The sequence below is a fragment of the Dactylosporangium sp. CS-047395 genome, assembly GCF_050942185.1.
Taxonomy (GTDB): Bacteria; Actinomycetota; Actinomycetes; order Mycobacteriales; family Micromonosporaceae; genus Dactylosporangium.
The window spans coordinates 6,920,028-6,939,093 of sequence record NZ_CP192015.1; the positions used below are offsets into that span (position 1 = coordinate 6,920,028).

The following is a 19,066-nucleotide window of genomic DNA, read 5'->3' on the forward strand; positions in this document are numbered from 1 at the left end:
AACCTAGGAGCGAACCGGTCCACTGGTAAGGTCCAGTTCCATGCCTGTCGAGTGGGCCGGTTTGGGGCCGGAGCTGCTGGTGACGATCGACCGGACCACCGGTGCCGGCCTGCGCACGCAGCTCGAGGAGGCGCTGCGCACCGCGATCCGCACCGGCCGGCTGGCCGCGCAGGACAAGCTGCCGTCGTCGCGGGAGCTGGCCCAGGCGCTCGGGTTGTCGCGCGGCCTCGTCCAGGACTGCTACGCGCAGCTGCAGGCCGAGGGGTACCTCACCAGCCGCCCCGGCTCGGCCACCCGCGTCGCCGCGGGTGCGGGTGCCGTCGGTGCTTCCGTCGCGCCGCTGCCTAGCCCGGTCGCGGCGCCCGCCGTCGCCGACTTCCGCACCGGCGTGCCCGACCTGGGGCTCATCCCGCGCGACGACTGGGCGTGGGCGGTACGCGAGGCCTGCCGCACCATGCCCAACGCCGCCTTCGACTACGGCGACCCGTCCGGCCAGCGCCACCTGCGCGAGGTCCTCGCGGCCTATCTGGCCCGGGTCCGCGCGACCGCCGCCACCGCCGACCACATCGTCGTCTGCGCCGGCATGGCCCAGGCCCTGGCCCTCATCCTGCCGGCCCTCGACGGCGGGCTGCTCGCCGTCGAGGACCCGGGCCCGGGCTCGTCCACAGTGGAGCAGGCGGAGGCGGCCGGGATGCGGGTCGTGCCGGTGCCGGTCGACCACGAGGGCCTCGACGTGGCCGCCCTGACCGCCTCCGGGGCCCGCGCGGTGCTGGTCACCCCCGCCCACCAGTGGCCCACCGGCGTGGTGCTGTCCGGTCCCCGCCGCCAGGAGCTGATCGCCTGGGCCCGCGGCGCCGACGGGCTCATCATCGAGGACGACTACGACGCCGAGTTCCGCTACGACCGCGACCCGATCGGCTCGCTGCAGGGTCTCGCCCCCGATCGCGTCATCTCCCTGGGTACCGTCAGCAAGTCCCTCGCCCCCGCCCTGCGCCTCGGCTGGATCGTCGCCCCGGACCGCCTCCTGCCGCCGCTCGTGCACGCCAAGCGGCTGGCCGACCGCGGGAGCCCGGGCGTCGACCAGCTCGCCCTCGCGGCCCTGCTGGAGTCGGGGCGCTACGACCGGCACCTGCGGCGCGTCCGGGCCGAGTACGCCGCCCGCCGCGAGGTCCTCATCGCCGCCCTCGCCGAGCACGCCCCGCACCTGCCGGTGACCGGGCTGGCCGCCGGGTTCCACGCGGTGCTCGACCTGCCGGAAGGCTTCGACGAGGCCCGGCTGGTCGCGCTCGCCCGGGAGCGCGGGGTCGGCCTGTACGGCATGGCCGAGCACCACCGCGACCCGGCGACCGCCCGGCCGCGGCTGGTGCTCGGCTTCGGCAACACCGCCCAGCGCGCGATCGCGGCCGGCATCGCCGCGGTCGCCGACCTCCTGCGTTAGGCGGCCGCGGTGCCGAACCAGCGGGCGAGGTGCTCGTCCAGGTCCCGCTGGTCGGCGCCGATCCAGGCCACGTGGCCGTCCGGGCGCAGCAGCACGGCGGGCGCGTAGAGGTCCGCGCCGGGCTCCACGATGGCGTCGACGCGGTCCGCCCACGCGCCGGCCGTCAGCTGCCCGGTGCGGTCGAGGAGCAGGCCGCGGGCCTGGTGCATCCGGCCGTACAAGCGACGGCCCTGGAGATCGAGGTCGGGCATCCGGCGGCCGAGCAGGTCGGGGCCGGGGCCGAGGTCGTAGCGGATGCCGATCGCCGAGATCTTCTCGGTCAGGTGGCGGTTGACGACCTCGAAGTCCATCAGCTCGGTGAGCAGCCGGCGGGCCGCCTGCGCGCCCGGGTCGGTGGACGAGAGCTCCAGCTGGGCCCGGGTGTTGTCCAGCACGTCGGCGGCGACCGGGTGCCGCTCGGCGTGGTACGTGTCCAGCAGCCCGTCCGGCGCCCAGCCACGCACCTGCGCGGCGAGCTTCCAGCCGAGGTTGACCGCGTCCTGCACGCCCAGGTTGAGGCCCTGCCCGCCGGTCGGCGGATGGATGTGCGCGGCGTCGCCGGCGAGCAGGACCCGTCCGACGCGGTACCGCTCGGCCAGCCGGGTCGCGTTGCCGAACCGGGAGAGCCAGCGCGGGGAGTGGATGCCGAAGTCGGTGCCGGCGACGGCCTGCAACTCGCGGCTGAAGTCCTCCAGCGTGGGCTGCTGGGCCCGGTCGCCGGCCGGCACCGTGGGCAGGATGACGCGGTAGACGCCCGGGCCGAACGGCGCGAACACGAACCGCTGATCGGTCTCGCGGATCGCGGCCACCCGGGCCGCGATCTCCTCCGGCGGCATGCTCGCTTCCAGCGCGCCCATGAGCGTGTCGGCCTTGGACGGTTCGCCGGGGAAGGCGACGCCGAGGTGTTTGCGCACGGTGCTGCGCGCGCCGTCGCAGCCGACGAGAAATCGCGCCCGCAGTCGTTCGCCGCTGTCCAGCTCGACCGTCACGCCATCGTCGTCCTGCTCGAACGCGGCCACCGCGCTCCCGCGCCGGATCTGCGCGCCGAGCGCGGTCGCGTGTTCCTCGAGCTGCTGGACGATGACGGGTTGCGGGATGCCGAGCAGGTAGGCGTACGGCGAGTCGAGGCCCTTCGGCGCCGGCTTGTCGATGGCCGCGAAGTAGGCGCCGGCCGGCCGCCGCCGCCCGTGTTCGAGCAGCCGGTCCAGCAGCCCGCGCATGGCCATGAGTTCGAGGCTGCGGATGTGCAGCCCGACGATCCGTACCTCCGACGCGGGCTCGGTGTCCCGCTCCAGCACGAGCACCTTGACGTCGTGCAGCCGCAACTCGGCGGCGAGCATGGCACCGGTCGGCCCGCAGCCGGCGATGATCACATCTTGCATGAGGTGTTGCCCTTCGGGAGTGCCTTGGTTGGCGGCGCTCCCGGCGACGGCTACGTCAGTCGCCCGACCGTGAAGGGAGGGGGAGCACCCACAGCGTTGCTTCCAGCATGGGTCTCACCTCCTCGTTCGGTGTCGCGGTCCGCGAGCAAACTACTAGGCCCGGCGCCACCAAGTCCAGTCGCTTTTGTACTCCGCTCGGGTAAAGCGTTACGGTTCTCGATCGGTGACACGTTGCGGGGCGGCTCACCCGGTGCGGCCTCGCCACGGGGGATTGTGAGGCTTGGTCGCTATGGCGGGGAACTCGTGGCCTGACGAGGAGCGGTCGCCCTGGGCGGCGCCGCCGGCACTTGCCGCCGACACTCCTGCGCCCGCGGCTGCACCGGTTGATCCGGGCGACGCTCCCACGGCTGAGCATCCGATCGTGCTGTTCGGCTCGTCCCCGCCTCCCCCGGCTGATCCTCAACCCTTCGCGGCTCCCCCTCCCGCGCCTTTCCCGACAAACCCGACAAACCCGATATTTCCGATTCATTCGGCGACCGACGAGTCTGGGCGGCGCAAGCGCACCGGGCTGGTGCTCGCCGCCGCCGGGGTGACGCTCGCCGTCCTCGTCGGCGGGGTCGTCGCCGCCGTCACGCTGACCGGCGGTTCGGACGAGGACACGAGGCCCGCGGCCGCGGCCGCCCAGGAGGCAGGCCCGTCCCAGGCCGGCGACGAGACCGCGGCCTCCTCGGCGGGCCCGGCCGGCGGGCGCGACGACGCCTCCCCGCTGCCGAGCACTTCCGTGGCACCCGCCCAGCTCAAGCCCGGGTTCGCGTTGAGTGCGGGGCAGGCGCTGCGGTCGGGGAACGGGAAGTACACCCTGACGATGCAGCCGGACGGGAACCTCACGCTCGCCGATGACGCCAAGCGGGTGCAATGGTCGTCGCAGACCTCCGGCAACCCGGGCGCCACCGCCAGTTTCGACCGCACGGGTGACCTCGTCGTCTACGGCAAGAGCGGCGCGGCCCTGTGGCGCAACACCACCAACGGCCAGGGCGCCCTGCTCGACCTGCGCGACGACGGCAACGCGGTCCTCACCCGCGCGGACAAGACGGAGATCTGGTCAAGCAAAACCGAACGATCCCGCTTGTACTCCGGCCAGACCCTCGCCTCCGGCCAGCAACGCCGCTCAGCCGACGGCAAGTTCACCCTCGCCCAGAACGCGGACGGCAACCTGGTCATCACCGGCCCCGACAAGAAGGTCGTCTGGACCGCCCAGACAAGCGGCCACCAGGGCGCGTACACGATCATGCAGCCGGACGGCAACCTGGTCGTGTACAGCCCGGACAAGAAGCCGCAGTGGTCGTCGGGCACGTACGGCAGCACCGGCGCGTCAGCCATCCTCAACGCCGACGGCAACCTGACCGTCAGTGCGGCCGGCAAGACCGTCTGGGCAACCGCCACGGACGGCTTCAGCAAGCTGACCGCCGGCCAGCGCATGGTCGCCGGCCAGTCCCGCACCGCCCCCAAGGGCGGCTTCACCCTGCTCATGCAGCCCGACGGCAACCTGGTCCTGCAGAACACGGCGAAAACCGTGGTGTGGAAGAGCGGTACCAACGGCCATCTAGGCGCGTCCCTCCGCTTCCAGCTGGACGGCAACCTGGTCATCTACGACGCCGCCGGCACCGCGATCTGGAGCACGAAAACCACCGGCAAGGCCCCCACCCAGCTGCTGGTCCAGGACGACGGCAGCTTCGTCCTGTACACCGCGGCCAACCAACAGGTCTGGACGAGCAAATCCGCGTGAGCGAGGGCAACGCGATCCGAGGGCTCGGGCGTCCCATCGACATGAACCAACGCGTGCGGCTCACGCCCGTCGCTCTGGGCTCGGCCGGCCTGGCGGCCGCGCCGTTGGTCAACGTGTTCACCAGGTACACCTGGGCCTGGCAGTCGGCGCTGGTCCTCGCGGCCATGGCCCTCACGGGCGCCCTGCTCCGCCGCCGGCGCACCCCCGCCTGGGCGCCCAGCCTCGCAATGGCCGCCGCGGGCCTGCTCACGCTCGCCGTGCTCTTCCCCGGCCGCCACCCCGCCGACCTCATCGGCGAGGCGTCCCAACAACTGCACCGCTTCGCCGCCCCCGTCGGCGACCACGACGGGCTGCGCTTCCTCACCATCGCCGGCATCGCCCTGCTCGGGCTGGTCGTCGACGTGCTTGTGGTCGAGCTGCGCCGTCCCGCCCTGGCGGGATTGCCGATGCTCGCCGTGTACACCGTGCCGGTCGCGGCACTGCGCGAAACGACGGACTGGTGGCCGTTCGCGCTCGGGGCGCTCGGGTTCGTGTGGCTGCTCGCCGCGGACCGGATCGCCCACGTCCGCACGTTCGGACGGCGCATCGGTGGGCAAGGGGCGCTCTCGCTCGCCGCGGCCGGAAGGGTGCTCGGGCTCGCCGGGGTCGCCCTCGCCGTCGCGCTGCCGTTTCTGCTCCCCGCCGCGCTCGTCCCGGCCCAACCATGGTCGCCCGGGGCGGGAAAAGGGCAGCCGGCCGGGGACGTCGACCTGCTCGCCCTGCTGTCCGGGGAGCTCAACCGGCCCGAGGCGGTGCCGCTGCTGGACGTGACAGGCGACGACCCGCAGCCCGGCAACCTCCGCCTCGCCACGCTCGAACAGCTCACCAACGACGGCTTCGGGCGGCTCCCGCACGGCACCACCAAGCCCGTCACGAGCGGCCTGCCCCGTCCCGCGTGGGGTCCCGAAACGCGCACCAGCACGCACCGCGCCGAGGTGCGCATCAACGCGCGGTTCAGCGCCGGGACGCTGCCGGTCTACGGGTGGCCGACGAGCATCCGCGGTGTCGATGACAGCTGGCTTTTCGAGCCCAGAACCCAGATGGTGTACTCCGAGCAGCGCACCACAGCCAACCAGCGGTACACGATGGAGTATGTGCGGCCGGAAGCCGGACCCGATGCGCTGCGGCGCGCGCCCGCCGTGGACGATGCCGACCCGGCGCTGCGCGAACTGCGAAGCGTGCCGCCGAACCTGGTCGTGCAGTCGCTCCTGCCAGGGCTGATCGCCGGGCAGGCCACAGAGTACGACAAGGTGCAGGCGATCAAGGCGTTCTTCTCGCCGGCGAACCACTTCGTCTACGACACCAGAACCGGGCCCGACACGAGCGGCTCCGCCATCACCGACTTCCTGCGCGACCGGCGGGGCTTCTGCACGCAGTACGCGGCCGCCTTCGCCTGGCTCCTGCGCGCGGCCGGCATCCCCGCGCGGGTGGCGATCGGGTTCGTCGACCGGCCGGGCGGGCACGGGCGGACGACGACCCTGACCAGCCACGACCTGCACGCCTGGACCGAGGCCTTCTTCCCGGGGTACGGCTGGATCCCCTTCGACGCCACGCCGCCCGCCACAACCGGCGCGCCCACCCCCGCACCGTCATCGATCGCGCCCACGGCCACGACCGCGGCCAGTCCCGCTCCGGTCACCCCGGCCGCTCCCGGCCCGACCCAAGAACCTCCCTGGGAACTCAGCGGCCTCCTCCTACTCCTCGCGCTGCTCGCCGTGCCGGCCCTGACCCGGTCCCGCACCCGCCGCCGCCGGCTCCAGCGGGCCACCGCCCACGACGCCTGGGCCGAGCTGCTCGACACGATGGCCGACTACCGCCTCACGCCTGGCGCCGGCGAGACCCCGCGCGCGGTCGCGAGGCGGCTGGCCGGCCTGGACCCGTCAGCGCTCGCCGGCGTTCAGGCGCTGCGCACGGCCGAGGAGCACGAACGGTACGCCGCCCGCCCGCTCCCCCCGCCCGACCTGCGCACCGCGATCCGCGCGGTGCGCACCGGCCTGGCCGCCGGCCGGGGCCGCCGGGCCCGGTTCACGGCGGCCGTCCTTCCCCCGTCGGTGCTGCGCCGCTGGTTCACGAAGGCCCGTCGTCCACGCCGAGCTGCGCGCGGAACTCGGTGAACTCCTCGAACGGGAAGCGCCCGTGGCCGGGGTTGCGGTTCGAGTACCCCGGATACTCCCCCTCCAGCACCCACCCCCGCTCGCCGTCCCACCGCCACGCGTAGTCGTCCTCCGGCACGGCCGGCATCAGCTCGGCCGCCATCCGCGCCGCCTCCTCGCCGCGGAACAGCCCGAGCCGCTCGAACGCGCCGGCCACGACCGCGCGGTGCTCCTCGAGCTGCGCGGTCTCGTCCGATCCGTGCCCGACCCACCGCGCGAGCAACAGCAGGCCGACATCGGCCGGAAGCGGATGCTTCGCCGTGCGCATTCGCGCAACGACGGCCTCGACCTCGCTCCACCGCAGGCAGAACGGGTGCCAGCGGGCCTGGTCCCAGTGTCCCAGCTCCAGCGAGAGGTACGGCTCGTCCTCGTCGTCGTCGTCCTCGCCGCACTCCAGGGACAGCTCGTGGAGGGTGATCTCGAAGTTCATCTCCAGCCCGAGCCACCACCCGTCGCGGGTGGGCAGAACGACCCGCACGGATTCGAGGTCGTCCTCGTCGTCGGTGGGTTCGAGGTCGTTGAGCCGCCACGCGAGCCGCTCGCCGGCCTCCTCGAAGTCGAACCCGTCGTGGTCGTCGAACGCGTAGCAGCGCCAGAACTCCGGCTCCCGGACCGCGGCGACCAGCGTGTGCTCAGCCAGCTCCATGTGGGCGGACTCTATCGACCGGACGCAAGCGCGAATAATGGACGGCATGAAGCTGCTGCTGCCGGACAGCATCGACCTGGACCTGACCGTACCGCCGGACGTCACCGCCGTCCGCTACGCCGTCGACGCGCCCGTCCCCGACGAGCACACCGACGCCGAGGCCCTGGTCGTCTGGGGCAACCCGGAGGCGCAACTGCGCGACGCGGCCGCCCGCCTGCCCCGGCTGCGGTGGATCCAGACCCTGGCCGCAGGCCCGGATGCGGTCCTGGCGGCGGGTTTCGCCCCGGACATCGTGATCACCTCCGGCCGCTCCCTGCACGACCTGACGGTGGCCGAACACGCGCTGTCGCTCATCCTCGCCGCCGCGCGCCGCCTCAACCTGCTCATCCGCGCCCAGGTCGGGCACCGCTGGGCCGGCGAGCTCGGCGGCCTGCAGCCCGTCGCCCCGGTCGGCACCTTCCGCACCCTGCGTGGCGCCAGCGTCACGATCTGGGGCTTCGGCGGCATCGCGACGACCCTGGCCCCGCACCTGGCCGCGCTCGGCGCGACCGTCACCGGCGTCGCCCGCCACCCCGGCGACCGCGCCGGCTTCCCGGTCCTGGGCGTCGACGCGCTGCCCACGGTGCTGCCCACCACGGACGTGCTCGTCATGATCCTCCCGGCCACCGACGAGACCCGGCACGCCCTGAGCGCCGACCAGCTCTACCTCCTGCCGTCCCACGCCTGGGTGATCAACGTCGGCCGCGGCGCCACGGTCAACGAGCCGGCGCTCCTGGCCGCGGTCCGCGCCGGCCGCATCGCCGGCGCCGCCCTGGACGTGTTCGAGACCGAGCCGCTCCCGCCGGAGTCCGGCCTGTGGGACGAGCCGAACGTCATCATCACGCCGCACGCCGCCGGCGGCCGCCCGATCGGCGCCGCCGCGCTGATCGCGGAGAACCTGACCGCGTTGCGCACCGGTGGGCACCTGCGCAACATCGTCGAGCGCTGACTCAGAAGATGCGCCGCCCGTGCGCGTCGGGCACGCCGGACTTACGCAGGAAGTACGTGTTGATCTGATCGCGCCACTCGACGGCCGAACGCTCCTGTTCGGCCAGCCGCTCCCGCACCCGCTCGTGCAGTTCGGCCCCGACCAGCTCGGGCGCCAGCTCCGCCCACCGCCGCCGCATCGCGGTGACGGCCGCCGCGCCGGCGAAGTGGGTGTCGTAGATGTGCTGGATGACGGTGAGGCCGGACCGGAGCACGTGTCGGTACGGCACGTGGTGGAAGAACAGCAGCAACTCGTCCGGGCACGTGGCGAGCGACTCGTACTCGTCCCGCCACGGCGCCGGATACTGCCCCGTGAACCCGGTCCCCGTGGCCCGCGTGCGGTCGACCCCGACCCCGTCCCGGTCGGCGAAGTGGTAGGTGCCCCACCTGCTGTACTCGTACCCGTCCACATCCGGCCCGTAGTGGTCGCCCGGGTGCACCATGAACCCGACCCCGAGCGGCGCCGTGTACTGCTCATACACGCACCACGACCGGTCCATCAGCGCATGCAACGTCTCGCGCGCCGCCTCCGGAAAGGTGAGCGAAATCCACTCATCGAGCACCGCACCCGGATCGAGCGCAGGATCCCAGGCCAGCCGCCCGGCCGCGTACAGGTTCGCCTGCGCCAGCGGATGCCCCGTCCAATAGGCGTCCTCCCCCACATTGGACACCGTCACCACGGCATCGACATGATCGGCCACAGTGGACAGCACCGAAGTCCACAAAGGAGGCAGGTAGCAGAGGTGCCGCTGCTGCCCCGTGTACTCCTGCGTGGCCTGCAACTCCACCGCCAGCCGCGTCGCCGGCATCCCGAGCAGCACCGGCGAAACGGGCTCCCGCACCTGAAAGTCGATCGGCCCGTGCTTGACCTGCACCACCACGTTGTCGGCGAACTGCCCGTCGAGCGGCGCGAAGTGCTCATAGGCGGCCCGCGCCCGATCGGTGGACCGGTCCCGCCAGTCCTGCCGGTGGTTGTACACGAACGCCCGCCAGTACACCTCGCCCCCGAACGGCGCCAGCGCGGCGGCGAGCATGTTCGCCCCGTCGGCATGCGTGCGCCCGTAGGCATACGGCCCCGGCTGCCCCTCGGAGTCCGCCTTGACCACGAACCCGCCGAAGTCCGGAATCCGGGCATACACCCGCCGGGCCGCCGCCGCCCACCACGCCCGCACCCGCTTGTCACCCGGGTCGGCCGTGTCAAGCCCCCCGAGCACCATGGGCGATGCGAAGGACACCGAAAGCAAAACCCGGATATGGTACGGCCGGAAGCGCTCAGCCAGCACCGCCACCTCCCCGATCCGCTCGGTCAGCAGCCGCGCCTCCCCCGCGTGCACGTTGACGTTGTTGACCGACACCAGGTTGATCCCGGTCGAGGCCAGCAGCCGCGCATAGTCGCCGACCCGGTCGAGATTCCCGGTGAGCGCCCCGTCCTCCCAGAACACCGACCCGCCCGAGTACCCCCGCTCCACCTGCCCCATCACCGGGTGCACGAACACGTTGTCCCAGTGCTGCACGACCCGCCGCGCCTTGGCCGGCGCGTGCGTCTCAGCCGCGAGGTCCCCGTCGCCCAGCCGCAGCGCGTGGAACGACCCGTACATGAGCCCGGCCTCGTCCGCGGCAACCACCGTGGTCACCCCGCCGGCTCGCGAGATGGTGTACGCCTCCGCCCCGAGCCCGCACCCCGGATCGAGCCGCAGCACCGCCCCCGCATCGCCGCCCAGCCGCCCCGGCCGCCCCGGCCGCTCAAGCCGCCCAAGTCGCGCCAGCCATGCCGGATGCACCCAGCTCACGACAGCTCCACGACGGCGACCCCGAGCGGAGCCAGGATCACCGCGTCGCGGACGGCGGAACCCGTCAGCAGGTCGACGCCGGGGCCGGGCACCGTGACCGCGGCCGTCCGCACCTCGGAGTGGTTGAGCAGGAACAGGTAGCGGTCGCGGCGGGTGGCCTCGACGTACGGCGGGGCGCCCTCCAGCACCGGCGCCGCCCCCGCCGCCCGCACGGCGCTCAGCAGCGTGTCGCGCAGGGCGGCCGGTTCCAGGCGGGTGCCCAGGTAGACCACGCGGCCCGCGCCGAAGTCGTTGCGGATCAGCGCCGGGCGGCCCGACAGGTCGCCGGTCGTGTACTCGCCCAGGACCGTGGCCGTCTCAGGGTGCAGGCTGTCCTTCCACCAGTCGGCGGTCGCGGTCGTGCCGTCGGCGAACTCGACCTCGAACGTCTCCCCCTCTCGCGCCGGCCAGTACTCGTCTATGTATGCCCCGATGAGCCGGCGGAACGCTCCCGGGTAGGCGGGCTGCCGTACCTGGTTGTCCCGATCGACGACACCGGAGAAGAAGGAGATCACGACGGTCCCGCCGGCCTCCGTGAACTCCTCGAGCGCCGCGGCGAACCCGTCAGGGACAAGGTACGCGCTGGGTATGACAAGAATCCGGTACCGCGACAGGTCCGAGCCGAACGACACCAGGTCCACCGCGTAGTGCGCCTCCAGCAGCGGCCGGTAGAACGACTCCGCGATCTCCGCGTAGTCGAAGTCGTTGCGCGGCAGGCCGTGCGTGACCTCCAGACCCCACCACGCGTCCCAGTCGAACAGCAGCCCAACCTGGGCGGCAGCGGAGCAGGACCCCAGCACCGGCGCGAGGCGCCGCAGCTCGTCGCCCAGCGCCACCACCTCGCCCCAGGTGCGTGACGACGTCCCCGAGTGCGGCAGCATCGCCGAGTGGAAGCGTTCGTGCCCGCCGCGTGAGGCCCGCCACTGAAAGAACAGCACGCTGTCGGAGCCGTGCGCGACGGCCTGGAACGACCCCAGCCGCATCCGGCCGGGCCGCTTCACGTTGTTGACCTTCCACTGCGAGACCGCCGACGCCGCCTGTTCCATGAGCAGCCACGGCTCCCCCCGCAGCGACCGCATCAGGTCGAAGTTCAGCGCCGCCGCGACGTGCGAGTCGGCCACGCCCGGGTCGGGGTAGATGTCCAGCGCGACCGCGTCCTCGCAGCCCGCCCACCGCCAGTAGTCCGCGTGCCGATAGAACCGCATGAAGTTCGTGACGATCGGGATGTCGTCCCGGTACCGCCGGACCGCATCCCGTTCCGCGACGAAGCACTCCAGCAACACGTCGGAGACGAACCGCTTGAAGTCGAGGCGCCGCGAGGGATTCGACCACGAGCGCGGCACCGCCGGCGGCTCGACCTGTTCCCAGTCGGTGTAGCACTGCCCCCAGAACCGGGTGTACCAGGCGTCGTTGAGCGCGTCGAGCGACCCGTACCGCGACTGGAGCCACGAACGGAACGCCACGGCCGAGGACGGCCCGTAGGACGTCGGCCCGTACTCGTTGCTGATGTGCCACATCGCCAGCGCCGGGTGCCCCGAGTAGCGCTCGGCGAGCCGGTCGGCGATCCGCACGGCGTGCGTGCGGTACCGCGGCGACGCCGGGTCGAAATGCAGCCGGTTGCCGAACCCGAACCGCGACCCGTCATCCATGACGGGCAGCTCCGAAGCGTCCGACAGCCAGATCGGTGGCGCCATCGTCGGCGTGGCGAGGTCGACGCTGATCCCGCCCGCGTGCAGCAGGTCCAGCACCTCGTCGAGCCAGCCGAACTCGAACCGGCCCGGTGACGGTTCCAGCGACGCCCAGGCGAACACCCCGACGGTGACGAGGTTGACGCCGGCCCGCCGCATGAGCTCGACGTCCTCCTTCCACACGGCGCGGTCCCACTGCTCCGGGTTGTAGTCCCCGCCGAACGCGAACCCGCCGAGCCGCCGCCGCAAACCGTCCATCCGCGCGTTCACGCCACGAACCGCCGTTCGATCTCCGCGCACATCGGCCGGCAGACGAGCACCAGCGCGGCGATGAACAACGACGCCGGCAGCAGCACGAACGCCTCCGAGGCGAGGAAGGTGATCGCGCCCGCCGTCAGCAGCAGCCCCGCCGTGCCCAGCGCGACCCCGGGACAATGCGCGAGAAAGTACGCGGCGAGCCGCGCGACGTCGGCGGCGCGGAACACGTACAGCGAGGAGATCACCAACGCGTTCGCGCTCCACAGCACGACGACCGCCGCGAGCACCCACAGCGCCCCGACCCACCAGCCCGGGATGCGCGCCGCCGCCCGGTTCACGAGCGACACGAACACCACCGCCAGCACGGCCAGCGCCGGCAGCCAGACGCGCAGCACGCCGAGCACGTTCAGCCGGTACCCACGAAGAAACGCGCGGGCCGGGTGCAGGTCGGCGAGGTCCGAGCGCCGCCGGTGCACGGCATAGACGGCGGCGGACACGGCCGGACCGAGCGGCACCGCGCACACCACGAACAGCGGCACGTTGCTGGCGTCGCGGTCCAGCAGCAGCAACACCACCAGACCGGGCGCCGCCGCCAGCACGAACAGCACCTCGACGACCAGCAGCGTGTAGACCAGTGCGGAGAACCGGGCCAGCGTCGTCACGAGCCACCACCGCCGAACAAGCGGGCATCGTCGTGCCACGGCGGCGTCTCGTCGCACACCGCGCTCACCTCGACCAGCGTCACCTCGTGCAGCCCGAGCACCAGGTCCAGCTCGACCCGCCCGCCGACCACCGGCGCGCTGCGGTGCGTGCGCACCGGCTCCGCCGCCTCCCGCAACGCGTCGAGCTGCCGCGGCAGCGGCGAGGCGGGCCGCCCCATCGCGGCCCAGGCCGCCCGCGCGTTCCCGGCCTCCTCGGACACCGAGGACCGGGCGACGAAGGCGGAGCCCGAGCCACCGACGGGGACGGAGAGCCGGACCCGATGACCGTGCACAGGGGACTGTCCGGTGTGGTCGACCGGCGCCCAGGCCAGCACCGCCACGTGACCGGACGCGTCCCGGGTGACCAGGAAGTCGTCCCCGCGCGCGAGCACGTCGGGTCCCATGCGCGCGAGGAAGGCGTACAAGTGGAAGGTCGGTTTCTTGATCTGCCGGTGGGTCAGCAGACCGAACCCGCCGTGGAACAGCGCCGCCGGCACCCCCGCCTCCTCGAACGTGTCGCAGAACGTCCAGTACGAGAACGAGTCCACGAGCTCCCCCGCCGCCGCGACCACCGGCGCCAGGTAGGCCGCGTGAAAGGCCGTGTCGTGGATCGGGTTGTCCGGCCGGTACGACGAGCTGAACTCCGTGATGTGCACCGGCAGCCCGTCCAGCGCCGTCCCGGCGAGGGCCTTCCGCGGCGCCCCGAACTGCTCCAGCAGCGCCGCGGCCGGCCGCAGCGTCTGGTACGACAGGAACGGCACCGGCTGCGCGGGCCCGGAGGTGTAGGCGTGCCGGCTGACGAAGTCGATCGGGACCGACCGGTCGGCCACGAAGTCGGCGAAGCGCAGCAGCCACTCGTCGGAGGCGCCGGGCGACAGCGCCGGCCCGCCCACCTGCAGCGCGGCGTCGACCGACTTCACCGCGTCCACGGTGAGCTCGTACAGGCGGTGGTACGCGTCCTGGTCCGCGTCCTTCCAGAACACGGTGAGGTCCGGCTCGTTCCAGACCTCGACCGGCCAGGTGCGCACCTCGTCGAGCCCGTACCGGTCGACGAGGTGCGCGATCAGCGCCCGCACGAGCGCGGTCCACTCGGCCGGCGACGCGGGCGGCGTCACGTTCCCCTGCCACCAGAAGACCGTCTGCGAGCCGGAGCCGAGCGCCGCCGGGGTGAAGCCGAGTTCGACGAACGGCTTCACCCCCAGCGCGAGATAGGCGTCGACGACCTGGTCGACGTACGTGAACGCGTGCGCCACCCGCCGCTCGCCGCCGAACTGGTACGGCCGGTAGACGCCGACGCCGTCGCTGAGCACGCCGTGCTGGCGGATGTGCCGGAACCCGATCTCCCGCTGCACGAGGGCGAGGGAGTCCTGGTAGTCGCGGCGCAGGGCCAGCTCGAACCGCCCGGCGCCGACACAGCGGCGCCAGGCGTCGGTGAGGCGGCCCGAGGGCCGGTCCGGGACGAGCATCGGGGCGGTCACTCAGCCGTGCGCCTTCTTGTACCGCTGGTACGCGCCGTTGACCATCTCGACGTACTTGTCCATGTTCTTGCCCTTGAGCTCGCTGACGTAGGCGTTCCACTCCGACAGCGGCCGCTGGCCCAGAATGAACTTGAGGGTCTGCTGGTAGACGGTGTCCTTCAGCCCGGTCTCCCAGAGCGTGGCCTGCTCGCGCTCCTCGGCGCTCAGCGGCCGCGGCGGCGGCTGGGGCCGGTTGGTGCGCTTGTTCATGACCTCCTGGAAGGCCAGCTCCTCCTTGGGGAACTGGGAGTTGAGCAGCTTCGTGGAGCCGCCGTAGACGAAGACGCCGTTGAAGAAGCCGTACTCGACCTGGAGGTTCTTGGTCCCGGACGGGTTGAGCCCGCCGAAGTTCACGTCGCTCGCGAGCTTCAGCGAGCCGTCCTCGACGCTGCCCGTGTAGGTGGTGCCCTCGATGCCCCACTTGGCGAACAGCTTGCCCTCGGGCGAGTAGAACAGCCAGTCCATGAACTGCATGAGCGCGACGAAGTTCTTGCTCTGCCGGGCCTTCGCCGAGAGCATCACCCCGGACTCGAGCCGGGACACGTAGATGGTCTCGCCCATCGGGCCGGTCGGCACCGGGATCTTCAGCACCGTCGCGCCGGGGATGTTCTTGATGCTCGGCCGGATCTCGTTGACCAGCGTCTGGGCGTTGCAGCTCATCACGAACGACTTGCCGTTGGCGAACTTCTGCTTGGCCTGGTCGTCGGGCTGCGTGAAGCTCTCCGGGTCGACGAGCTTCTCCGCCACGAGCGTGTTGAGGAACTGCAGGACCTGCTTGTACTGGTCGGTGGCGCCCGCGTACACGAACTTCTTGGCGCCGTCGTCCCACGCCGTGTGCTGGAAGCCCCAGCCGGCCAGGGCCCCGTAGGACGCGCCGACGAGGTTCAGCAGGTTGTTGCCGCCCGGCTGGGGCGGCGTGCTCCAACGGTCCGACAGGGGGTACACGTCGGGGTGGGCCTGTTTCATGGCCTTGAGCACGTTGTGCAGGTCGTCCCACGTCTTGGGGATGGTGAGCCCGAGCTGCTGCAGGATGTCGGTGCGGATCGCGAGGGAGTAGTCCTGCCAGGCGTCCTCGTGCAGGCCGGGCAGCAGGTAGAACTTGCCGTCCTCCTGCCGGAAGCCGTCGAGGTCCGGCTCCAGTTTCCACTTCGCGACCTGTTCCTTGAAGTTCGGCATCAGGTCGAGGTGGTCGCTGACCGGCAGGATCGCCCCGGAGGCGATGTAGGCCTCCTCGTCGGGGTGGTACGTCTTCGGGATGATCAGCGGCGCGTCCCCGGACGCGACCACCACGCTGCGCTTCTGGTTGTAGTCGCTGCCCGGCACGACCGTCGACTGCAGGGTCACGCCGGTGCGCTTCTTGAGCTCCTCGAAGAAGAGCCAGCTCTCCTTGTACGGGTAGGCGGCGTTGCTGTACATCATGATGGGGAACGTCAGCGGCGCCTTCGCGGTGAACTGCTTGCCGACCGCGTAGTCGTCCATCGCCCCCTCGCGGTTCGCGCTGTAGTCAGGGGCCTTGCCGCCGTCGTCGGGCTCGTCGTCGCCGGAGCAGCCGGCCATGGTGACGAGGGCGGCGGCACCGGCGGCGCCGAGCACGGCGCGTCGAGAGAGTTGCATCGATCCTCCTACAGTTCAGCCTTTGACGGCGCCGAGGGTCACGCCGGAGACGAAGTAGCGCTGGATGAAGGGGTAGACCAGGACGATCGGCAGGGCGGTCAGCACGATGGTCACGGCCTGGATGTTCGCGGCGATCTGCAGCGTCATCTCGCTCGGCGCGGAGATGTCGGTGCCGCCGGTCGCCCCCGCGATGAGGTTGCGCAGGTAGATCGTGACGGGGAACAGGTCGGCGTCGTCGAGGTACAGGAACGCCGCGAACCACGAGTTCCAGAACGACACGGCGTAGAACAGCGTCATCGTGGCGACCACCGCCTTGGACAGCGGCAGCACGATGCGCAGCAGGGTGCCGTAGGTGCCGAGGCCGTCCACGGCGCCGGCCTCCTCCAGCTCGACCGGCATGGCCTCGAAGAACGCCTTCATCACGAGCAGGTTGAACACGCTGATCGCGTTGGGCAGCACGATCGCCCACAGGGTGTTGCGCAGGCCGAGCGAGCTGACCAGCACGTAGTTGGGGATCAGGCCGCCGTTGAAGAACATCGTGAAGACCGCGATGCCGACCAGGGCCGTGCGGCCCTTGAGGTGCTTCTTGGACAGCACGTACGCGTAGCAGGTGGTCAGCACCATCGAGATCGCGGTCGCCACCACGGTGTACAGGACCGTGTTGCCGTAGTTGGTCCAGAACACCGGGTCGCCCATGACGCGCTTGTACGTGGTGAGGTTGAACCCGCGCGGCCACAGGTTCACGTCGCCGTTCTGGATGTGCTGCTCGTCGCTGAACGAGCGGGCGACGACGTTGACGAACGGGTACAACGTGAGCACCACGACCGCGGTCAGGACGACCGCGTTGACGACCTTGAACGCGCGGCTCACCACAGGCTCGCCCCGACCGTGCGGCGGGAGATGAAGTTGGTGGTCAGCACCAGCGTGAGGCCGATGACCGACTCGAACAGCCCGATCGCGGCCGCGTAGCTGAAGCTGCCGGAGACGACGCCGACCCGGTACAGGTACGTGGAGATGACGTCGGCGGTGGGGTAGGTCAACGGGTTGTACAGCAGCAGGATCTTCTCGAACCCGACCGCCATGAACGTGCCGACGTTGAGGATGAGCAGCGTCATCATCGTGGGCCGGATGCCGGGCAGCGTGACGTGCCAGGTCTGCCGCCACCGGCCCGCGCCGTCGATCTTCGCCGCCTCGTAGAGCTGCTGGTCGATCGTGGTGAGCGCCGCGAGGTACAGGATGGTGCCCCACCCCACGGTCTGCCAGACCTCCGAGGAGACGTAGATCGTGCGGAACCAGCCGGGCTGCTGCAGGAACGAGACCGCGTCCCCGCCCAGCGCCTTCATGCCCGCGTTGACCGCGCCGTCCAGGGCCAGCAGCTGGAACACCAGGCCGGCCACGACCACGATGGACATGAAGTGCGGCAGGTAGGACACGGTCTGCACCAGCCGCTTGAGCCAGCGGGTGCGGACCTCGTTGAGCAGCAGGGCCAGCACGATCGGCAGCGGGAACGTGAAGGCCAGGGTGAGCCCGCCGATGATCAGCGTGTTGGTGAAGACGTGCCAGAACGTGGGGTCGTCCCAGAACATCTCGAAGTAGTGCAGGCCGACCCAGCGCTCGCCGAACAGGTCCCCGCCGGGCTTGTACCGGCGGAACGCGATCACGTTCCCGGCCATCGGCAGGTACCGGAAGATCACGAAGAAGGCCAGCGGGACGACGGCGAGCGAGTACAGCTGCCAGTCCCGGCGAAGGGCCGCGCGCCAGGTTCGGCGCCGTGCTCGGACCACCATGCGTCGCCCTCCTTCCCGAAACTTTCGGAAACCTCGCCGTAAGGCAACGCGAATGTAGATTTCTCGATGGATCGTGTCAAGGGCTGCAAGTGAAGCGCTATGAGCTGCAAACACTTGCAAACACCGATCTGTCGTACGCGCCCTGGTGGCGCTACCATGACGCCCGGCGCCGGCCTTCCGGCGATCGGAAACTTTCGAAGGGAGCGCGCGGCCGTGGCCGAACCCGACGACTTCGACGCGTTCTGGGACGAGACCCTGCGCGCGGCCCGGACCGGCCCGGCGCTCCTCGACCGGCGGCCGCACCCGACCCCGCTGCGGCTGCTGGACACGTGGGACGTCACGTTCGCGGGCTTCGGCGGCGCGCCGATCCGGGCCTGGTACACCCGCCCCGCCGGGGTGCGCGAGGACCTGCCCGCGGTCGTCGAGTTCGTCGGCTACGGCCGCGGCCGCGGGCTGCCGATCGAGCGGCTGACCTGGCCCGCCGCCGGGTACGCGCACCTGCTCATGGACGCGCGCGGCCAGGGCGACCAGTACGGCAACGGCGGCGACACCCCCGACCCGCACCGCGGCGCGCCCGGCGGCTCCCGGCCCACCACCGACGGCATCCTCGACCCGCGCGACTACTACTTCCGCCGGCTCGTCACCGACGCCGTGCGCGCCGTCGACGCGGTGCGCGCTCTGCCCGGCGTCGACGCCACCCGGGTCGCGGCGGCCGGCAACAGCCAGGGCGGCGGGCTGGCCCTCGCCGTCGCCGGCCTCGTCCCGGACCTGTTCGCGCTGCTGACCTCGGCGCCGTTCCTGTGCGACATCGAGCGGGCGCTGGGCCTGACCGAGCTCGCGCCGTACGGCGAGATCCGGCAGTTCCTGGCCGTCCACCGCGAGCGCCACGAGCAGGTGCGGCACACCCTGTCCTATGTGGACGGCCTGCACTTCGCCCGCCGGGCCGCCGCACCCGCCCACTTCGGCGTCGGCGGCCTCGACACCGTCTGCCCCGCGAGCACCGCGCTGGCCGCCTACGACGCCTATGCCGGGAGCGACAAGACGCTGCACGTGTACCCGTACAACGGCCACGAGGGCGGCGAGGCACTGCACACTCGGCGACAGCTGGAGTGGCTGCCGAAACTTTCGAAGTAGACTGCCACGGCCAGCACCGCGAAGGGAGA

General features: G+C 71.7%; 14 protein-coding genes. 5 read left to right on the forward strand and 9 right to left on the reverse strand.

Annotation, left to right across the window (positions count from 1 at the left end):
* Positions 1–40: 40 nt before the first annotated feature.
* Positions 41–1,438, forward strand: coding sequence for a PLP-dependent aminotransferase family protein (locus tag ACQP00_RS32575; protein ID WP_433202563.1), 1,398 nt, complete (start codon positions 41–43; stop codon positions 1,436–1,438).
* Here ACQP00_RS32575 and ACQP00_RS32580 read toward each other — a convergent pair.
* Positions 1,435–2,859, reverse strand: coding sequence for an FAD-dependent monooxygenase (locus ACQP00_RS32580; RefSeq protein ID WP_433202565.1), 1,425 nt, complete (start codon positions 2,857–2,859; stop codon positions 1,435–1,437). The two genes, ACQP00_RS32575 and ACQP00_RS32580, sit on opposite strands and share 4 nt — an antisense overlap.
* Positions 2,860–3,430: 571 nt before the next feature.
* Between ACQP00_RS32580 and ACQP00_RS32585 the strand changes: the two genes are divergently transcribed.
* On the forward strand, positions 3,431–4,645 hold the full coding sequence (locus tag ACQP00_RS32585; RefSeq protein ID WP_433202568.1) for a hypothetical protein: 1,215 nt from the start codon (positions 3,431–3,433) through the stop codon (positions 4,643–4,645).
* A 53-nt stretch (positions 4,646–4,698) separates the two neighbouring features.
* Positions 4,699–6,798, forward strand: a complete 2,100-nt coding sequence (locus ACQP00_RS32590; protein ID WP_433202571.1) for a transglutaminaseTgpA domain-containing protein — start codon at positions 4,699–4,701, stop codon at positions 6,796–6,798.
* On the opposite strand, the gene ACQP00_RS32595 is transcribed toward ACQP00_RS32590, so the two are convergent.
* Complete coding sequence (locus tag ACQP00_RS32595) at positions 6,752–7,483, reverse strand: hypothetical protein (RefSeq protein WP_433202574.1); 732 nt, start codon at positions 7,481–7,483, stop codon at positions 6,752–6,754. The two genes, ACQP00_RS32590 and ACQP00_RS32595, sit on opposite strands and share 47 nt — an antisense overlap.
* A 46-nt stretch (positions 7,484–7,529) precedes the next feature.
* Between ACQP00_RS32595 and ACQP00_RS32600 the strand changes: the two genes are divergently transcribed.
* The gene (locus ACQP00_RS32600; protein WP_433202577.1) at positions 7,530–8,471 is read left to right on the forward strand and encodes a phosphoglycerate dehydrogenase; all 942 of its coding nucleotides are present in this window, start codon (positions 7,530–7,532) and stop codon (positions 8,469–8,471) included.
* Between the two features lies 1 nt (position 8,472).
* Here ACQP00_RS32600 and ACQP00_RS32605 read toward each other — a convergent pair whose 3' ends face one another.
* From ACQP00_RS32605 to ACQP00_RS32635, 7 genes are read right to left on the reverse strand one after another with little or no spacing between them, the layout of a single operon-like run.
* Positions 8,473–10,299 (reverse strand): alpha-glucuronidase, encoded by a 1,827-nt coding sequence (locus tag ACQP00_RS32605; RefSeq protein ID WP_433202580.1) that lies wholly within the window; start codon positions 10,297–10,299, stop codon positions 8,473–8,475.
* Complete coding sequence (locus tag ACQP00_RS32610; RefSeq protein ID WP_433202583.1) at positions 10,296–12,296, reverse strand: beta-galactosidase; 2,001 nt, start codon at positions 12,294–12,296, stop codon at positions 10,296–10,298. The genes ACQP00_RS32605 and ACQP00_RS32610 overlap by 4 nt, the downstream gene beginning before the upstream one ends.
* On the reverse strand, positions 12,293–12,946 hold the full coding sequence (locus tag ACQP00_RS32615) for a hypothetical protein (protein WP_433202586.1): 654 nt from the start codon (positions 12,944–12,946) through the stop codon (positions 12,293–12,295). The genes ACQP00_RS32610 and ACQP00_RS32615 overlap by 4 nt, the downstream gene beginning before the upstream one ends.
* On the reverse strand, positions 12,943–14,463 hold the full coding sequence (locus ACQP00_RS32620) for a GH39 family glycosyl hydrolase (protein WP_433202589.1): 1,521 nt from the start codon (positions 14,461–14,463) through the stop codon (positions 12,943–12,945). The genes ACQP00_RS32615 and ACQP00_RS32620 overlap by 4 nt, the downstream gene beginning before the upstream one ends.
* Positions 14,464–16,116 (reverse strand): ABC transporter substrate-binding protein, encoded by a 1,653-nt coding sequence (locus ACQP00_RS32625; protein ID WP_433202592.1) that lies wholly within the window; start codon positions 16,114–16,116, stop codon positions 14,464–14,466.
* A 15-nt stretch (positions 16,117–16,131) separates the two neighbouring features.
* Positions 16,132–16,986, reverse strand: a complete 855-nt coding sequence (locus ACQP00_RS32630; RefSeq protein WP_433202595.1) for a carbohydrate ABC transporter permease — start codon at positions 16,984–16,986, stop codon at positions 16,132–16,134.
* Positions 16,983–17,903, reverse strand: a complete 921-nt coding sequence (locus ACQP00_RS32635; protein WP_433202598.1) for an ABC transporter permease — start codon at positions 17,901–17,903, stop codon at positions 16,983–16,985. The genes ACQP00_RS32630 and ACQP00_RS32635 overlap by 4 nt, the downstream gene beginning before the upstream one ends.
* Positions 17,904–18,059: 156 nt before the next feature.
* Here ACQP00_RS32635 and ACQP00_RS32640 point away from each other — a divergent pair, with 156 nt between their 5' ends.
* Positions 18,060–19,037 (forward strand): acetylxylan esterase, encoded by a 978-nt coding sequence (locus ACQP00_RS32640; RefSeq protein WP_433202601.1) that lies wholly within the window; start codon positions 18,060–18,062, stop codon positions 19,035–19,037.
* Positions 19,038–19,066: the final 29 nt, after the last annotated feature.

Bases quoted from the DNA above. Each gene is read 5' to 3' on its own strand.
- ACQP00_RS32575 (WP_433202563.1), top strand. From the start codon at position 41: ATGCCTGTCGAGTGGGCCGGTTTGGGGCCGGAGCTGCTGGTGACGATC.
- ACQP00_RS32580 (WP_433202565.1), bottom strand. From the start codon at position 2,859: ATGCAAGATGTGATCATCGCCGGCTGCGGGCCGACCGGTGCCATGCTC.
- ACQP00_RS32595 (WP_433202574.1), bottom strand. From the start codon at position 7,483: ATGGAGCTGGCTGAGCACACGCTGGTCGCCGCGGTCCGGGAGCCGGAG.
- ACQP00_RS32600 (WP_433202577.1), top strand. From the start codon at position 7,530: ATGAAGCTGCTGCTGCCGGACAGCATCGACCTGGACCTGACCGTACCG.
- ACQP00_RS32625 (WP_433202592.1), bottom strand. From the start codon at position 16,116: ATGCAACTCTCTCGACGCGCCGTGCTCGGCGCCGCCGGTGCCGCCGCC.
- ACQP00_RS32635 (WP_433202598.1), bottom strand. From the start codon at position 17,903: ATGGTGGTCCGAGCACGGCGCCGAACCTGGCGCGCGGCCCTTCGCCGG.
- ACQP00_RS32640 (WP_433202601.1), top strand. From the start codon at position 18,060: ATGACGCCCGGCGCCGGCCTTCCGGCGATCGGAAACTTTCGAAGGGAG.